The following is a 16,776-nucleotide window of genomic DNA, read 5'->3' on the forward strand; positions in this document are numbered from 1 at the left end:
CGCCCCGGGCGATTCGCCGCCGCTCACTTGAGCTTCGCGTCCGCCTCCGCCAGCATCGCCTCCCCGATCGCGAGCTGCCCGCCGGCGATCAGCGCGTCGCCCGCGCCGCGGATATCGTCGACCGCCTTGTTCTGCCCGAGCTTGCGCTTGCCGACGAGCCGCGTGATCTCGATCTGCAGCCCGACGATCGACTGCAACATCGTGTCGAGATAATCCTTCGGCGCGTCGGCCATCTTCCACGGCGCCGGCTGCGACGCCTCGTGCGTGCGGGTCAGCCGCGCGACCACGCCGCGCACGAACTTCTCGTCGTCGCGCACCGTGATGCGGCCGTGCGCGTGCACGACCACGTAGTTCCACGTCGGCACCTGCCGGTGCGCGACGTGCTTGCTCGGGTACCAGTTCGGCGAAATGTACGCATCGCCGGCGCGGAAGATCACGAGCACCTCGTCGCCGTTCGCAACCTCCTGCCAGACCGGATTCGCGCGCGCGACGTGCGCCTGCAGCTCGCCGAGGCCGCCGTCGCCCGGCAGCAGTTCGAACGGAATGTGGTTCGCGTCGAGCCCGCCCTTGCCGTGCGTGATCAGGCTGCCGAACGGATGCTGGACGATCAGCTCGCGCAGCGCGTCGGGGCGGGATTCGGCGAAATCGGCGGGGACATACATGGCGGCTCCACGGTCGGACGGGGTTCAGGAACGAACGCGCCCGAAACAGGCGCGTCATGGGCCGATTGTGAGCGTTAACTGGTTTATGCTGTAGAGCCGGTTTCGAACAATTTCAGCAGACCAGAATCATGGCCAGAACCGCCCGGATCGTCGAAATCCCGTCGCTCGGCGCGCTCGACCGCGCGGCCGGCGACCTGAGCCGTCAGCTCGCGCAGGCGTTGCGGGACGCGGTGCGCCGCGGCGACGTGCGGCCCGGCGACACGCTGCCGTCCACGCGCCTGCTCGCGGCATCGCTCGAGGTTGCACGCGGCACCGTCGTCGACGCGTATGCGCAGCTCGTCGCCGAAGGCTTCCTGGAGTCGCGCGGCGGCGCCGGCACGCGGGTCGCGAACGCGCTGGCCGAACCGCCGCCGGCCGGCGAACCAGCGGCGGCCCGCCCGCGCGCTGCGCACGCCGGCCTGCCCGAGCCGGCCGCGACGTTCGCGCGGATCGCCCGCGAATTCCGGCCGCTGCCGGCCGCGCCGTTCGCGATCTCGGTGCCGGTCGGGCTCACCGCGCCCGACGACATCTGGCGCCGGCTCGGCAACCGGCTGCGCGCACGCGGTGCCGGTGCGCCGTCCGGCTATGCGGATCCCCAAGGTGCGTTGCCGCTGCGTGAAGCGATCGCCGATTACGTGCGCCGCTCGCGCTCGGTGCGCTGCAGCGCCGATCAGGTCGTGATCACGAGCGGCACGCAACAGGGGCTGCATCTCGCGAGCCAGGTGCTGCTCGGCGCGCATGATCGCGCGTGGGTCGAGAATCCCGCCTATCGCGGCATCACCGCGCTGCTCGAGAGCACCGGGCGCCGCGACGCGATGGTGCGCGTGCCGGTCGACGCGGACGGCATCGACGTCGAGGCCGGCATCCGCATCGCACCGGACGCCCGCGCGGCCTTCGTCACGCCGTCGCACCAGTACCCGCTCGGGATGCCGATGAGCATGGCGCGGCGCAACGCGCTGCTCGGCTGGGCGCGCACACATCGCGCATGGGTGGTCGAGGACGATTACGACAGCGAGCTGCGCTACGAGGGCTATCCGTTTCCGTCGCTGCAGGGGCTCGACCCCGAGCGCGTGGTTTATCTCGGCACCTTCAGCAAGATCCTGTTTCCGTCGCTGCGGCTCGGCTACGTAATCGCGCCCGACGATCTCGTGCCGGCCTTCTGCGGTGCACGCGTACTGATGGATCGCCATGCGCCGACCGCCGATCAGCACGTGCTCGCCGCGTTCATCGCGGAAGGCCATCTCGACCGCCACATTCGCCGCGTGCGCGGCGTCTACGCGGAACAGCGCGCGCTGCTGATCGACACGCTCGGCGCGCGGCTGCCACGCGAGCGCGCATGGGTGCAGCCGGGAGATCAGGGCATGCACGTGGTGCTGTGGCTCGCGCAAGGGATCGACGATCTCGACGTGGTGGCGCGCGCCGCGCAGGCGGGCGTCGCGGTGCGGGCGGTGTCGCCGATGTTCGCGCCGGGCACCGAGCGTCCGGGCCTCGTGCTCGGTTTCGGCGGGTTCGATCGTGCGCGGATGGAAGCGGCCGCCCAGCGGCTCGCGGATGTGGTGGGCGACGCGGCCGGCGCCGATTCATCCGACGAATCGCGACGCCGCACGCGATCAAAGGTTGTCCGCGGGCAACAAACGTAATCGTCTGTAAATCCTGCGGGAAAACCGGCATTTTGGCCACAGCCAACGTTGCGCGGTTTGCTAGGATCGCGCCTTTCCGACCGCGCTCCTGCCGCCGTGAATCGCTTCGTGCCGTTTCTCCGCAACCTTTGGCTTCGCTCCCGTGACGGCACCCGCTCGCTGGGCGCCGGCGCGTGGCAACGCCTGCGCCATCCCACGCGCCGCGGCGTCGCGCTGACGCTCGCCGCGATCCCCTTGCTCGGCCTGCTGGTCCTGCTCGCGTTCGTACCGTTCACGCCGAGCATCGGCGACATCCGCAAGGCGCGCATCGACCGTCCCGCGCGCGTGCTGTCGGCCGACGGCCAACTGATCGCAGAATTCCGGCCCGTCAACCGCGAATGGGTGCCGCTCAAGCAGATCTCGCCGCACATGGTCAACGCGCTGATCGCGACCGAGGACCACCGCTTCTACGCGCATCACGGCATCGACTGGCGCCGCACGCTCGCGGCCGGCCTGCATACGTTCTCGGGCAGCCGCCAGGGCGGCTCGACGATCACGCAGCAGCTCGCGCGCAATCTGTATCCGGATGAAGTCGGCCGCGCGCCGACGCTCACGCGCAAGATGAAGGAGCTGATCACCGCGTTCAAGATCGAGACGGTGTACAGCAAGGACGAGATTCTCGAGACCTATCTCAACACCGTGCCGTTCCTGTACAACGCGTTCGGCGTCGAGATGGCCGCGCGCACCTATTTCAGCAAATCGGCGGACCAGCTCGACATCGTCGAAAGCGCGACGCTGGTCGGGATGCTGAAGGGCAACAGCTACTACAACCCGGTGCTGAACCCGGAGCGGGCGGTCCAGCGCCGCAACATCGTGCTCGCGCGGATGGCGGCGATGGGCATGCTGTCGCCGCAGCAGCTCGCGCGATTGCAGCGCCGGCCGCTGCGCGTCGACTTCGAGCCGCAGACGGCACAGCCCGGCCCGGCTCCGCACTTCGCGGTGCAGCTGCGCAAGTGGCTGATCGCATGGGCCGACCGGAACAACTACGACCTCTACTCGGACGGCCTCGTCGTGCGCACGACGCTCGATGCACGGCTGCAGGACATGGCGACGCAGGCGCTGACCCGGCAGACCGAACGGCTGCAGGCGGTCGCCGACGGCGCGTGGCGCGGCCCGTCCGGATGCGGGCTGCGCAACGACCTGTTCCGCGGCTTCATCCGGCAGACATCCGACTACCGCGACGCGCGCGATGCAGGGCTCGCCGATGCGGCGGCACTGAAGCAGCTCGCCTCGAATCGCGCGTTCATGCAGACGTTGTGCGAGCGCAAGACGCAGGTGCAGGCCGGCTTCGTCGCGATCGATCCGCGCAACGGCGCGATCCGCGCGTGGGTCGGCAGCCCCGATTTCGGCAGCGAGCCGTTCGATCACGTCACGCAGGCGCGGCGTCAGCCGGGCTCGACCTTCAAGCCGTTCGTCTATGGCGCCGCGTTCGCGGACGGGATGCGCCCGGGCGATACGTTCGTCGACCGCCCCGTCGCGATCCCGATCGACGCGCACACGGTGTGGCATCCGACCGATGCGGAGCCGCCGACCGACGCGCCGATGACGCTGCGCGACGCGCTCGCGCTGTCGCGCAATCGCATCACCGCGCAGGTGATGCAGCGCGAAGGCGCGGCCAGGGTCGCGCAGCTCGCGCGTGCGATGGGCGTGCGCGACAGCCCGCTCGACGCGGTGCCGTCGCTCGCGCTCGGCACGAGCCCCGTCACGCTGAAGGAGATGGTGTCCGCGTACGGGACGATCGCGAACCGCGGCGTGTACGTCGCGCCGCAGATGATCACGCGCATCGAGGATCGCGACGGCAAGGTGCTCGCCGCATTCGGCAGCGCGCCGCCCGAACGCGCGCTGCCGGTGGCCGCCGCGCAGACGCTGGTCGACGTGATGCGCGGCGTCGTCGATTACGGGACCGGTGCCGACATTCGCTCGCGCTACGGGATTCGCATCGACGTCGCAGGCAAGACCGGCACGACGCAGGACAACACGGACGGCTGGTTCATCCTGATGCATCCGCAACTGGTGGCCGGCGCATGGGTCGGCTTCGACGACGGCAGCGTGACGCTGCGCAGCGACTACTGGGGCGCGGGCGCGCACAGTGCATTGCCGATCGTCGGTTCGTTCTACGACGCCGCGCTGCGGGCGCGGGCGATCGATCCGCATGAGCAGTTCTCGCCCGACTTCCGGCCGCGCAGCGCACCGGCGCCGAAGCGGCGCGCGCCGCAGCATTCGGGCCTGTTCGACTGGTTGAGGTTCTTTCGCTGATCGGGATAGCTGCGCGCCGGGCTACCGAGGCGTCGTCGTCGCGTGCCCGTCTGCGTACAGCCACACGGGCACGCCGTCGTCGCGCAATGCGGCGACCGGTTCGTCCATGCTCCAGCGCCGCGCGATCTCGACACGGCGAACGAACCACGGCATCAGCGTCACATGCCGTGCATTGTCGTCGCGATCGTCGTCGAACAGCGCATCGTCGCCTATCCGCGTGTAACGCGCCGGATGCAGCACGGTGCCGTCCGCGCGCAGCACCGTCGCCCGCACGTCGTTGCCGCCCTCGTCCTGCACGCAGGCCAGCCAGCCGTGATCGGCCCCCCAGAACAGGCCGGCCACGTCGTCGTAGCGCCCCTGCGCGACCGTCCCGCCTGTCTTGAGATCGCAGATCGCGAGTTGCCCCGGCTCGCCCGGCAGGACGCCGATCGCGTAACGCGTGAACAGCTCGCCCGGCACGGCTTCGTCGTCGGGCAACCACGTCAGCGCCCCCATGTTGACGAAGTCGAACGGCGTCAGCACGCGGCCCTGCCCGTCGACGATCGCGCAACGCCCGTCGTCGCGCCGCACGATATGGCGGATCGCGCCGAGCGCGTCGAGCATCTCCGCCCGCTCACCGTCGGTCAGCGGAGCGACTTCCGCGTAATGCGGTTCGACACTCACCCGACCTTTCGCATCGACGAGACCGACGCGACCGTCGCGCCGTGCGACGAACGCGCCGCACGCGGACGACCATTCGAGCGCCGTCCACTCGGGCCGTGCGTGCCATTGCCCGTCGCGCCCGATCAGCCCCCACTGCTCGCCTTCGGCTACCGCCGCGACGGCGCCGTTCACGAATTCGTGCGCGTCGTCGAAGCGCGGCGGAATCGCCCACGCGCCACGCGCATCGACGAAGCCCCAGCGGCCATTCAGGCTCGCCGACACGACGCCGCCGGTGAACTCGCCGAAATCGTCGAGCGACGGCTCGAGCGCCCACGCACCGTCCGTGCGCACGAGCCCGAACCGCTCGCCGACGCGCACGCAGGCGACGTCGCCGCTGAAATCCCACACCGCATCGAACGCCGGTTCGCGCACGATCCTGGCACCGTCGCCCTCACCGTCCCCATCGGCAAGCAGCAGGCCGACCTTGCCGTCGCGTGCGGCCCACAACAACCGGTCGTCACGCGCGCCACTGGCCCACAGGTTCGTCCATTCGGGCGGCACGATCACGTCCCACGCGTCGTCGGTTTCGCGCCGCACGCCCCAGAGGCCGTTGCGTCCGCGAAAGCTGAACGTGTCGTGATCGAGCCAGTTGCCGTGCAGTTCGCCGGCGTCGAACATCTCGGCAAACGTCACGCGGCGCGGCGGATTCTGGCGCTGGAAATAATGATGCGACACGCCGCCGAACCCAAAGCCCCACGCCCAGTCGCGCCAGTCGGCGGGCGTGTCGATCTCGAGTACGTCGCGCACACCGCGCACGTCGCGGAAGTCCATGCAGTTCGCGACGCGCCACCACAGGCGCGTGCAGGCATCGCGTTCCTCGTCGATGTAGTCGTTCGGATCGCCGTCGTCGAACCATGACAGTTCGTCGAGGTTCGCGGATAGTCGCGGCGCGCCGTGCGCATCGCCGAGCGCATCGATCGATTCGCCGAGATGGCGCACGACCGCATCGGACTGACGCGCAAGCGCCGGATCGTCGCCCGGCAGCGGATACGCGGTGACGAACGCCGCGAGCCGGCTGATGCGTGCCAGCGCGGCGCGTGCATCGCTCACGAGATTCGGCGTGCCCGCGTCGCCGAACACACGCTGATCGGCAATCGCGTCGCCCGCGCCGCCGTCGGCGAGCAGCACGCGCCACAGCAGCGGGAAGTGGTTATTGGATTCCGCGAACTCGATCGTTCGCGCGACATCGCCGTCACCGGCCTGCAGATACAGCCATGCTCGATTGCCCATCGGAAGGAGTCGCCTCGTTGTTATGTCGTCGTGTGCAGCAACCTGCCGGTCCGCTCGCCATCAGCGCGCGGCAACCGTCTTCACGGCGCCGGCGGCGAATCGCCGCTGCGCGCGACCGGATGGAGCTCGATGCCGTCGACCTGAAAGCCTTGCACCATCAGCAGCAGGACACCCGTGGTCGAATGCTTCGTCGTGAAGTTGCTGCCCGTGATCGACGTGACCTGATAGGGCGAGCCGATCGGCATCCTGATCAGTTCGCCGCCCGGCACGTCGAGCACGCACGCGTCGGCAGGCGGCTTCTCCGGACCGTCCATATCGAGCTCCGCCACGCGCGCCGGGGCCGTTTCGGCGCTCCAGCGGCCGGCATCACGTGCACGCAGCACGAAGCCGTCGCCCGCCTTCTCCACCCGCAGGGTCGCGGGCTTGCCGGCGGCCGGCGCGTAATCGCCCAGCAGCCCATCGCAAGCACTGCCGGCTCGCGCGGACAGCGAGACGAACAACATCAGACAGAAGACGGGGATACGCACGGGGAGCCTCTCGGAATCGAATTATTGTCGGAATGCCGGCGCGGGCGCGCGCGGCGGCAGCGACACGCTCGGGCGCTGCCGGACGCCAATATAGCGAATGCGATCGAGGTATGCCAGCCTGACACGCATAGCGCGGCGCGCAGAGACGACAGGACGCGTGCGCGGCATCCTGCTCCGCCCGTGCACGGCCCGGGGCCGTCTGGAAGAAGTGCCGACCGGTCGAGCGACCGGCCGGAAAGCATGCCCGGGCGCGCTCAGTCCGCCGCGAGCGTATCAGCCAGCATGTCGAATTCCGGCGCCCACGCCGCGCGCCATGCGGCCTTCGTGTCGTCGTCGACCCACGCGCCGTCGATCCCGTTCAGCATGAACTGCTTCAGGTCGGCGATCGTGAAGCCGAAATGGCTGAACATCAGCTCCCACGCCTCGGACGGATTCACCTTGTGCAGCGTCGGGTCGTCGGTGTTCGGATGGATCTTCAGCCCGAGGCCCGGCATCTTGCGCATCGGATGCCGCTCCGCCCATTGGTCCGGCGGCAGCGTGCGCAAGTAGTACGAGTTGGTCGGCACGACCGTGAAGACGATCCCGCGTTCCGCATAGCGCGCGCAGAGCTCGGGGTTGTCGACGATCGTATAGCCGTGATCGACGCGGTCGACGTGCAGCAGATCGACGGCCGTCTCGACGTTGCGCCACGGCATCCCGAACTCGCCCGCATGCGCGGTCGTGCGGAAGCCGGCCGCACGCGCGTCGCGATACGCCTTCCAGAACAGCTCCGGCGGCCGGTCGTTCTCGCGGTAGTCAATCCCGATCCCCGCGACTTCGTCTGCGCGATTCGCCTTCATCCAGTCGACGATCGCGACTGCTTCGTCCGGGTCCTGCTCGCGGTCGATGCTCGGAATCAGGCGCGCACCGATCCCGAAATCGCGCGCGGCATCGCGCATCCCCGTCACGATCGCGGCCTGTGCATCCGCATACGGAATGCCCGACACGCGCACCGTACCCGTCGGATTCCAGAAGAATTCCGCATGCCGGACGTTGTGCGCGGCCGCATCCTCGAGATACTCGTATGCGATCCGCCGCAGGTCGTCGGGCCGCGTGAGCAGGTATCGATCAAGCGCGCGCAGCACGTGCAGCACGCCGACCGGCTTCTCGCCGCGCGCATAGAACGCGTCGATCTCCGCGCGCTCGATCGGTGCGCCGCTGCGCTGCGCGAGCGCGACGAACGTGTCGTGCCGCACCGCGCCGAGCAGGTGGCAATGCAGCTCGACCTTCGGCAGCGCGTGGAAGAAGGCCCGATGAGCGGCCGTGATCTCGATACCCGTGCGCGCGGCCGGGACGTTGCCTGGTGTTCCCTTCATGTGTGTCTCTTTTGTGGTAGTGCCGATGCGTCGTGAAAAGCGTCTCTCAGTGCGGCTTCACGACGGTCCAGAAGTAGTAGCCGAGCGGCAGCGCGAGCAAGACGAGCCCCCACGACACGTCGCGCCAGCGGCCGGCCAGCAGCTTGACGAGCACGTAGCACAGCAGCCCGCCCGCGATGCCGGTGCCGAAACTGTTCGACATCAGCGTGAGCAGCACCATCGACATCACGGGCAGTGCATCGGTGAAGTCGTCGAAGTGGGTATGGCGGATCGTCGCGAACATCGACAGCCCGATCAGGATCAGCGCCGGCGCGGTAGCCTCCTTCGGGATCGCGAGCGCGACCGGCACGAACAGCAGCATCGCGGCGAACAGCACGGCCGCCGCCAGCGACGACAGCCCGCTGCGGCCGCCGGCCTCGACGCCCGCCGCCGATTCGATCAGCGCGGTCAGCGCGGGAATGCCGAACACGGGGCCGAACGTCGCGGCGAGCGAGTCGACCAGGAACGGCCGATTGATGTTCGGCAGGTTCCCCTGCTCGTCGAGCAGGTTCGCCTTCGCGCCGATCGCGAGCGCGGTGCCGAGCGTCGAGAAGAATTCCGCCGCGAAGAATGCGAACAGGTACGGCGCGGCCGCCAACGTCAACGCGCCGCGGAGGTCGAGCTTGAACGCGATCGGCGCGATGCTGTGCGGCAGCGACACGAACGACGCGGGCAGATGCGTGACGCCGAGTGGCACGCCGGCCGCAGCCGCCGCGAGAATCGCGATCAGGATCGCGCCGGGCACCTTGCGCGCCTGCAGCACGATCGCAACCGCGAGACCGATCAGCGCGACGAGCGCACCCGGCCGCGAGAAATCGCCGAGCGCGAACGCATTGGTCTTCGCGTTCGCGACGACCATCCCTGCATTGCGCAGCCCGAGCATCGTCACGAACAGGCCGATCGATGCGCCGAGCCCGAGCTTGATCTGCACCGGAATCAGCCGCATCACGACGCCGCGCGCGCCGAAGATCGTCAGCAGGAAGAACAGCACGCCCGATACGCACGCGATGCCGAGGCCCGTCTGCCAGCCGACGTGTTCCGTCGTCGCGAGCGTCACGCCGATGATCACCGAGCCGCCGATGCCGGGGCCGACGAGGAACGGCAGGTTCGCGTAGAAGCCCATCAGCGTCGTGAACAGCACGAACACGATGATCGTCGCGGTCGTCGCCGCGCCGCGCTCCATCCCGCCGGTCGCGAGCAGCGACGGGATCACGACGAGCAGATACGCGGCCGCGAGAAACGACGTGATGCCGGCGAGCGTCTCGGTGCGCACGCTGGTGCCGCGCGCCGCGAGCGCGAAGCGCCGTTCGAGCCAGTTGGCCGGCGTACGCGCCGGCATCGTGTCAGTCGCTGACATGGTGGTTCTCCTGTGATTCCGATTATTGTCCTGTGTCGGTTCGCGCGGCGCGGCCCTATACTGCCGCGTACCGCACCCGACCGTTATTGCCCGATGTCGTCCGACCGCTCGTCGCTGTTACCCGCACTCACGCTGCGGCAGGTCCAGCACTTCGTCGTCCTCGCGCACGCGCGCAGCTTCACGCAGGCCGCGCAGGCGCTGTCGCTCACGCAGCCCGCGCTCACCGCGTCGATCCGCCAGATCGAATTCCTGCTCGGCGGGCGGCTGTTCGCGCGCACCGCGCACCGGCTCACGCTGACCTCCGCCGGCGAGGCCGTGCTGCCGCTCGCCGAGCGGCTGCTGAACCAGGCGCGCGGCACCTTCGACGACATGACGCGGCTCATCGGCGAACGCATCCAGACGGTGCGCATCGCGTTCATCCCGTCGGTCGCCGGCCGCCTGCTGCCCGCGCTCAACGCACTGCGCGGCACGCATCCGGCGCTGCGCTTCACGCTCACCGATCTGCCGAACAGCGCACTCGTCGAAGCCGTGCGCGACGGCGTCGCGGATCTCGGCATCGGCGTGCGCGAACCCGACAGCGACGACGGCACGCTGCACTATCGGCAGCTCTTCGAGGACGAGATCGTGATCGTCGTGCGGCACGACGATCCGCTCGCGGGCGCGAAGAGCGTCACGTGGGCGAAGCTCGTCGACCGCGAGCTGGCCGTGTTCGTGCGCGGCAGCGTCAGCGAGTCGCTGCATCGCACCGGCGGCGCCGCGAAGCTGCGCCTGAACGTCGCGTACCGGATGGAATACACGGAGCCGCTGTACGCGCTCGCGCGCAACGGCCTCGCGACCGCCGTGCTGCCGAGCCTCTACACGATGCATCTGCACGATCCCGAACTCGTCGCGCTGCGCGTGGAGAAACCGCGCGTCACGCGTGCGATCTCGCTGATCTCGCTCGCCGCCGATGATCGCGGCCCGCACGTGCGCACCTGCCGCGAGTGGATTGCGAAGCACATCTGATCCGGTTCGGTGCGTGGCACGTCGCGTTGCGTCACGTCGCCTTCAGGGCAGCTTCGCGATGCGCTCGGCGAGCGTCGCGTAGAAGCGGTCCGCGTCGACCTCGTTGATCCACGTCGCATTCGGCGCGCGGCCGCTGCGCCCGTTCCAGTCGATCACCGTCTCGCCGAGCGTCCACTGCCCGGTCGTCTCGACGACGACGTTCACCTTGCGTCCGTTGAACAGCGTCGGATCGACGAGATAGCCGACCGCCGTCGGGTCGTACATCGGCCCGTCGTCGACACCGCGCCGCTTCCTGTTGTACGCGAGCTCGGCGTCCATGATGTCCGCGACGATCGCGCCGCAGCGGTTGCCGAGCGCACGGAACGGCGCGACGCGCGCCGGCGTGATCGGCGCCTTCACCGCGACGTCGCGCGGCAGCACGACGATCGGCACCCCGCTGCCGAATACGATTTCGGCCGCCTGCGGATCGACGTAGATGTTGAACTCCGCGGCCGGCGTGATGTTGCCGCGCTCGAAAAACGCGCCGCCCATCAGCACGATCTCGCGCAACGCGCCGCGAATCTGCGGCGCTTCGACCAGCGCGGTCGCGATGTTCGTCAGCGGGCCGAGCGCGCACAGCGTCACGCTGTTCGGCGCCGCGCGGCTCAGCGTATCGACGAGGTAAGACACCGCATGCCCGGCCGCGAGCGGCGCGCGCGGTTCGTGCAGCGCGACACCTTCGAGGCCGGTCTTGCCGTGCACGTTCGCGGCCGTCACGAGCTCGCGCACGAGCGGGCGCGGGCAACCCGCGAACACCGGCAGCGTCTGCGTGCGGCCGGCCCAGTCGCGGATGATCCGCGCATTGCGTTCGGTCAGCTCGAGCGGCACGTTGCCGGCCACGGCGGTCAGCGCGCGCACGTCGAGGCGGTCCTGCGCGCCGAGCGCGAACAGGATCGCGATGGCGTCGTCCTGCCCCGGGTCGGTATCGATGATCACCGTGCGCCGCGCGGCGTCGCCGCCGGCCGCGAACGCGCCCGTTTCGGGCAGCAGCGCGGTGCCGGCCAACGCGGCGGACAGTTTCAGGAAGGTGCGGCGGGATGCGATCGGATGGGTCATGGTCGGGCTCTCAGAATACGTGCCGCACGCCGAGCGTCGCCATCATCTGGCGCGTGCCGGTCGAGCGTGCGTACGCGAAGATTTGCGCGTGATCCGCGTCGCCGGCCGCCTGCTGTGCGATCACCGTCAGCGCGACGTCGGTGCGTTTCGACAGGAAGTAGTCGGCCTGCAGGTTCACCTGATGCCATTTCGGCCGCTTGTCGATCACGTCGTACTTGCCGTTCGTGAACGCATACGCGGCACCGAGAAAGAGCTGCGGCGTCATCGTATAGACGACGTTCACGCCGACGTTCTGCAGGTGCAGATGCGAATTGTCGAGGTAATCGTAGCGCACGTCGGTAAACAGCGCCGCGAACTGCGCGCGGCCGATCGTGTAGAAACCGCCCGTGCCCGCGATACGCTGCCGGCTCGCGAATACCGCCGGCGACATCGCGCTCTTCGCGAAGATCAGCAGCGGCGAACCATAGTCGTTCGCGATCGCGCCGTCCTGATTCGTGCTGCTGTAAGGATGGTTGTACTGCGCGTAGACCACGCTCCAGCGCAGCGGGCCGCGCTCGTAGCCGAGACCGAAGCTGTACGCGCTGTTGTTCGCGAAGCCCGTCGCGTTGCTGAAGCCGTACAGCGCGGTGAACTTCAGGCCGTAGTAGACAGGGCTCACGTACTTCACCGAGTTCTGCACGCGGATGTCGTTGTAGCCGTTGTCGTTGTCGCCGATGTTCACGCCGTTGCTCGCGATGATCACGGGCCCGATGTAGTCGTGGATCGCATCGTACTGGCGGCCGAACGTCAGCGACCCGTAGGTGCGGTCGGCGAGGCCCACGTAGGCCATGCGCCCGAACTCGCGGCCGTTCTGCGCGGCCGTGCCCGTCATCACGTTGAAGCCGTTCTCGAGCTGGAAGATCGCCGACAGCCCCTGCCCGAGATCCTCCTTGCCCTTCAGCCCCCAGCGCGGATTCTGGTTCGTGCCGGACAGCGCCTGCCACGCGTTCTTGCCGCCCTGGTTGGTTGCGTACCCGACGCCGGCCGAGATGAGACCGTACAGCGTGATGCTGCTTTGCGCACCGGCATGGGTCGCGAAGGCGCCGAGCATCGCGAGCGGAGCGAGCTTGTAGAGAGTTTTCATGCGGGTCGTAGGGTCGGTGAGGGTCCGGGCGCGGCAGGTTTTCCGCGAAACCGGACTCGACTATACGAATCGCGATCGGATAATAAAAGTTTGCTTTTCTTATGTGTCGATAAAACGGATTTATTCTTATCCGGCCGCCTCCCCAGTGGCGGACCGGCTACCGTCAGTCCGCCGTGTCGCCGTTCTTCGGCAACTTCGACCACGCATTGCGCCCCGGCGCCGGCGACCATGCCGGACGCGTCTTGCGCGCGCTGTCGATCACGACCAGATAGCGGCCGGCGATCGGCGTGATGTCGCGATCGTGGCGCAGCACCCACAGCGACTTGCCGGCTTCGACGCGCGCCTGATAGTCGTCGTCGAGAATGCCGTGCCGGTCGAGGAACGTGTTCAGCGACGCGGGAATTCGCACACAGCCTTTCGAGTGGCGAATGCCCAGCAGCGCCTCGAGGCGGTCGGGGTCGGTCGCGTGCATCTGGAAACGCATCGGCGACTTGCCGCCCTTGCCCCAACCGCGCTCGCCATCCACCCAGCCGAAGTCGTAGATGCGCATGTCGCGGTGGCCGTAGCCGCGAATGCCGTTGTCGTTCGTCGTGCCTTCCGCGCGGAAGTCCATGTTGTCGGGCGAGTGATGGAACACGCCGAGCGGCGTCAGGAAGTGATCGTACTTGCCGGGCCAGCCGGTGCCGACCGGCGACGCGCCGATCATCAGCCACGCATTGGTCGGCGTCGCGCGGAAGTAGATGAACAACGCCTGCACGTTCGGCGCGCGGTCGACCATCACGATGTACTCGCCGGCGAGGTCGCCGAGGTTCGCATCGGCGAGGGCTTTCTGAAGGCGCACGCCGTACGCGCGCTGCTCGCTCGCGGGCACGTTCAGGCGCCGCGTGACTTCCTGCGTGAAGTCCTTGTGCATGTCGACCGCTCGCGCGGTTGCGTTCTTTGCTTCGTCGGCCGACAGCGGCGCGTGTCGGCGCGGCGGCGTCGGCGCGGGAGCCTCGGCTTCGCTCGCGGGCGTGCCGGAAGCGGCCGATGCGGGCGATGCCGCGGACGCCGGCGATGCGGTGGACGCGGCGGATGCTGCTGATGCCGCGCTGGCCGGCAAAGCACGATGCACCGCAGATGCCGGCGATGCCCCGTTGGCCGGCGCAGCATGGTTCACGGCAGATGCCGCTGATGCCCCGCTCGCCGGCGCAGCATGATTCACGGCGGACGCCGCCGATGCCCCGTTGGTCGGCGCAGCACGATGCACGCCCGATGCCGCCGATGCCCCGTTGGTCGGCGCAGCATGATTCACGGTGGATGCCGCAGACGCCCCGTTGGCCGACGAAGCACGATGCACGGCGGATGCACCAGACGACGGCATTGCTGCCGACGGCGCAGACGCCCCCGAAGCCGGATGCGTTGGCGATGCAGTTGATGAGGATGACGTAGCACCAGACGACGGCACGTCGGACGCGGCAAAGGCTGACCGCTCGACAAGCACGGAGATTGGGAGCGCGGCCGCGAGCCACATGGACGCGGCGACGGCGAGGGTACGGCAACGCGGCTTGGGCAGCAACCGCGTCAGGTCGGAAAGCATCATACGATCGAGGCCATCGGCCGATCCGGCCGCCGCACAGGGCGAACGGCGCGTCTTCCGCGCGAGCCATCGACACGCCGCAGGCATCGCATGCCTCGGCGCCGACGCCTCTTCGCGGTGGAGCCGTTCGCGGTACAACGCATTCGGCACGATGGCGGCTAATGAGTCGTCAGGTCTTTCATTCTACCCGCGCGGATGACGATCCGCAGGGCCGAACCCCCGGTTTGACGGCAGTTTTGCGCTTCGTCACGCTTTGTTTCAACTCGTTGCCGATTGCTTCTTCGCCGCATGGCAGGCTGTTATGTTGCGCGTTTTTCGCAACGCCGCGCTCGCGTGCCGTACCCAACACACGAGCGCCCCACCCGCCATCCCTACTTCGAAATCGCTTCGAGCGCGATGCCTTTGGTGCGCGGCCCCATGAGCCCGATCGCGGCCATCACGATCACCATCGCGCCGGCGATGAACGCGAACACGCCGAACGTGCCGAAGCCTTTCAGCACGGCCGCGATCACGAACGACGAGAAGATCGCCGAGAAGCGGCTCCACGAGTAGACGAAGCCCACCGCGCGTGCGCGGATCGACGTCGGGAACAGTTCGGCCTGGTACGCGTGGAAGCTGTACGACATGATGTTGCTCGCGAGCGTGAGGCCGATGCCGAGCACGATCAGGAACGCGCCCACCGTCGTCTGGCTGAACATCAGCCCGCAGACGACGATCGCCGCCGCCATCGCGACGATCACCGACTTGCGCTCGAAACGATCGGCGATCACGAGGCCGATCAGGGGACCGAGCGGCGCCGCGAGCGCGATCACGCTCGAATACATGAGGCTCGACGTGATCGTGATGCCCTGCTTGATCAGCAGCGTCGGCACCCAGTTCGCGAAGCCGTAGAAACCGACCGTCTGAAACACGTTGAAGATCGTCATCATGATCGTGCGGCTGCGATACGGCGGCACCCACATGTCGCGGAAGCTGCCGCGCGGCGGCACCGGCTCGGGCGGCGCGGGCGGCGGCAGCGGCCGACCGTATTCGGCTTCGACCTTCGCCTCGAGCGCGCGCATGATGCGGTCGGCTTCTTCGATGCGCCCCTGCTGCGCGAGCCAGCGCGGGCTTTCCGGCAACGCGCGGCGAATCCACCACACGAACAGCGCGCCGTGCGCGCCGATCAGCACGACCCAGCGCCAGCCGTCGAGACCGAACGGCGCATGCGGCACGAGCAGGTACGCGAGGAACGCGACCACCGGCACCGCGACGAACCCGACCGCCTGTTCGCATGCGAATGCGCGGCCGCGGATCTGCTTCGGCACGAGTTCGGAGATATACGTGCCGATCGTGACCATCTCGACGCCGAGGCCGAGACCGACGACGAAGCGCCAGAAGTTCAATCCGCCCGCGGTGTCCTGGAACGCCATCACGACGTTGGCGGCCGTGTACCACAGCAGCGACCACGTGAAGATCGCCCGGCGGCCGAAGCGGTCCGCGAGGAAGCCGCATGCGATCGTGCCGATGAAGAGGCCGGAGAACAACGCGGCGATGAAGCTCGCGACGCCCGTGGTGCCGAACAGGCCGTGCGTCGTCGCGGACAGGATCCCGCTTTTCACGAGGCCCGGCGCGATGTAGCCGCTGTACAGCAGGTCGTAGAGTTCGAAGAAGAAGCCGAGGCTCAGCAGCACGACGAGCTTCCAGACGCTGCGGGTCGGCGGCAGGCGGTCGAGGCGGGCTGAAATCGAGCCGGCGTCGATGGGGGCAGTTCGAAAGGTGTCCGCTACGGAAGCGGGATCAGGCACGGTCGATGCCATGGGGGCGAGTCTCCGGATTATTGATTGTCTTGGCGCTAGCAGAGGGCATTGGCAAGCGGCTTTGCGCATTTTAGCGACGCGAGCGACCGAGCACATCAATCGTTGAAGCACGGTCGCCGGCGACAACGCGCCGGAATCGACAATCGCCCCACGCACTCGATCCCCGTTTATGCACGCCATCCGCGCGCTGGAGTATGTAACTTTCGTAACCATCGATCCGGCTGATCGAGCGCGCGGCATCGTCGAAACACCGCTTCCCGGCTTCGGCAAAATCGGCGTTCGCCCTGCTGCCACGGGCGCGAGCGGCCGTTTCGAGCGCAGCCGCTGAC

At 68.5% G+C, this 16,776-nt stretch carries 13 protein-coding genes; 4 read left to right on the top strand and 9 right to left on the bottom strand.

All coding sequences use genetic code 11. The features are described 5' to 3' along the window. Window positions 1-23: 23 nt before the first annotated feature. A complete protein-coding gene (locus BAMB_RS23095; protein WP_011659578.1) occupies window positions 24-662 on the bottom strand; it encodes an FMN-binding negative transcriptional regulator in 639 nt (212 codons plus the stop codon). Window positions 663-790: 128 nt separating this feature from the next. Between BAMB_RS23095 and pdxR the strand changes: the two genes are divergently transcribed. Next, complete coding sequence (pdxR, locus tag BAMB_RS23100) at window positions 791-2,341, top strand: MocR-like pyridoxine biosynthesis transcription factor PdxR (protein ID WP_011659579.1); 1,551 nt, start codon at window positions 791-793, stop codon at window positions 2,339-2,341. Between the two features lie 96 nt (window positions 2,342-2,437). Continuing rightward, complete coding sequence (locus tag BAMB_RS23105) at window positions 2,438-4,636, top strand: penicillin-binding protein 1A (protein ID WP_041491531.1); 2,199 nt, start codon at window positions 2,438-2,440, stop codon at window positions 4,634-4,636. 21 nt (window positions 4,637-4,657) lie between these two features. Here BAMB_RS23105 and BAMB_RS23110 read toward each other — a convergent pair whose 3' ends face one another. The 4 genes from BAMB_RS23110 to BAMB_RS23125 all read right to left on the bottom strand — a co-directional run bounded on the left by BAMB_RS23110 (window position 4,658) and on the right by BAMB_RS23125 (window position 9,846). Continuing rightward, window positions 4,658-6,568, bottom strand: a complete 1,911-nt coding sequence (locus BAMB_RS23110; protein WP_011659581.1) for a WG repeat-containing protein — start codon at window positions 6,566-6,568, stop codon at window positions 4,658-4,660. An 80-nt stretch (window positions 6,569-6,648) separates the two neighbouring features. Then, complete coding sequence (locus BAMB_RS23115) at window positions 6,649-7,095, bottom strand: hypothetical protein (RefSeq protein WP_227739322.1); 447 nt, start codon at window positions 7,093-7,095, stop codon at window positions 6,649-6,651. Window positions 7,096-7,349: 254 nt separating this feature from the next. Beyond that, a complete protein-coding gene (add, locus tag BAMB_RS23120) occupies window positions 7,350-8,450 on the bottom strand; it encodes an adenosine deaminase (RefSeq protein ID WP_011659583.1) in 1,101 nt (366 codons plus the stop codon). Between the two features lie 46 nt (window positions 8,451-8,496). After that, complete coding sequence (locus BAMB_RS23125; protein ID WP_011659584.1) at window positions 8,497-9,846, bottom strand: NCS2 family permease; 1,350 nt, start codon at window positions 9,844-9,846, stop codon at window positions 8,497-8,499. A 93-nt stretch (window positions 9,847-9,939) separates the two neighbouring features. Between BAMB_RS23125 and BAMB_RS23130 the strand changes: the two genes are divergently transcribed. Beyond that, window positions 9,940-10,851, top strand: a complete 912-nt coding sequence (locus BAMB_RS23130; protein WP_011659585.1) for a LysR family transcriptional regulator — start codon at window positions 9,940-9,942, stop codon at window positions 10,849-10,851. A gap of 42 nt (window positions 10,852-10,893) precedes the next feature. Here BAMB_RS23130 and BAMB_RS23135 read toward each other — a convergent pair whose 3' ends face one another. The 4 genes from BAMB_RS23135 to BAMB_RS23155 form a co-directional block, all read right to left on the bottom strand. Further along, on the bottom strand, window positions 10,894-11,946 hold the full coding sequence (locus BAMB_RS23135) for a nucleoside hydrolase (protein WP_011659586.1): 1,053 nt from the start codon (window positions 11,944-11,946) through the stop codon (window positions 10,894-10,896). Between the two features lie 10 nt (window positions 11,947-11,956). Next, on the bottom strand, window positions 11,957-13,069 hold the full coding sequence (locus BAMB_RS23140; protein WP_011659587.1) for a porin: 1,113 nt from the start codon (window positions 13,067-13,069) through the stop codon (window positions 11,957-11,959). A gap of 163 nt (window positions 13,070-13,232) precedes the next feature. Next, the gene (locus tag BAMB_RS34305; protein ID WP_408580302.1) at window positions 13,233-14,651 is read right to left on the bottom strand and encodes a hypothetical protein; all 1,419 of its coding nucleotides are present in this window, start codon (window positions 14,649-14,651) and stop codon (window positions 13,233-13,235) included. A 368-nt stretch (window positions 14,652-15,019) separates the two neighbouring features. Next, window positions 15,020-16,447, bottom strand: coding sequence for an MFS transporter (locus BAMB_RS23155; protein WP_011659589.1), 1,428 nt, complete (start codon window positions 16,445-16,447; stop codon window positions 15,020-15,022). A 169-nt stretch (window positions 16,448-16,616) separates the two neighbouring features. Between BAMB_RS23155 and BAMB_RS35490 the strand changes: the two genes are divergently transcribed. Then, window positions 16,617-16,775 (top strand): hypothetical protein, encoded by a 159-nt coding sequence (locus BAMB_RS35490; protein WP_158380542.1) that lies wholly within the window; start codon window positions 16,617-16,619, stop codon window positions 16,773-16,775. The last annotated feature ends 1 nt before the right edge of the window (window position 16,776 follow it).

The organism is Burkholderia ambifaria AMMD, assembly GCF_000203915.1.
Lineage (GTDB): Bacteria > Pseudomonadota > Gammaproteobacteria > Burkholderiales > Burkholderiaceae > Burkholderia > Burkholderia ambifaria.

Excerpts from the sequence above, each read along its gene's own strand:
- BAMB_RS23095 (WP_011659578.1), bottom strand. The coding sequence starts at position 662 with ATGTATGTCCCCGCCGATTTCGCCGAATCCCGCCCCGACGCGCTGCGC.
- pdxR (WP_011659579.1), top strand. The coding sequence starts at position 791 with ATGGCCAGAACCGCCCGGATCGTCGAAATCCCGTCGCTCGGCGCGCTC.
- BAMB_RS23110 (WP_011659581.1), bottom strand. The coding sequence starts at position 6,568 with ATGGGCAATCGAGCATGGCTGTATCTGCAGGCCGGTGACGGCGATGTC.
- add (WP_011659583.1), bottom strand. The coding sequence starts at position 8,450 with ATGAAGGGAACACCAGGCAACGTCCCGGCCGCGCGCACGGGTATCGAG.
- BAMB_RS23125 (WP_011659584.1), bottom strand. The coding sequence starts at position 9,846 with ATGTCAGCGACTGACACGATGCCGGCGCGTACGCCGGCCAACTGGCTC.
- BAMB_RS23130 (WP_011659585.1), top strand. The coding sequence starts at position 9,940 with ATGTCGTCCGACCGCTCGTCGCTGTTACCCGCACTCACGCTGCGGCAG.
- BAMB_RS23135 (WP_011659586.1), bottom strand. The coding sequence starts at position 11,946 with ATGACCCATCCGATCGCATCCCGCCGCACCTTCCTGAAACTGTCCGCC.
- BAMB_RS23140 (WP_011659587.1), bottom strand. The coding sequence starts at position 13,069 with ATGAAAACTCTCTACAAGCTCGCTCCGCTCGCGATGCTCGGCGCCTTC.
- BAMB_RS34305 (WP_408580302.1), bottom strand. The coding sequence starts at position 14,651 with ATGATGCTTTCCGACCTGACGCGGTTGCTGCCCAAGCCGCGTTGCCGT.
- BAMB_RS23155 (WP_011659589.1), bottom strand. The coding sequence starts at position 16,447 with ATGGCATCGACCGTGCCTGATCCCGCTTCCGTAGCGGACACCTTTCGA.
- BAMB_RS35490 (WP_158380542.1), top strand. The coding sequence starts at position 16,617 with ATGCACGCCATCCGCGCGCTGGAGTATGTAACTTTCGTAACCATCGAT.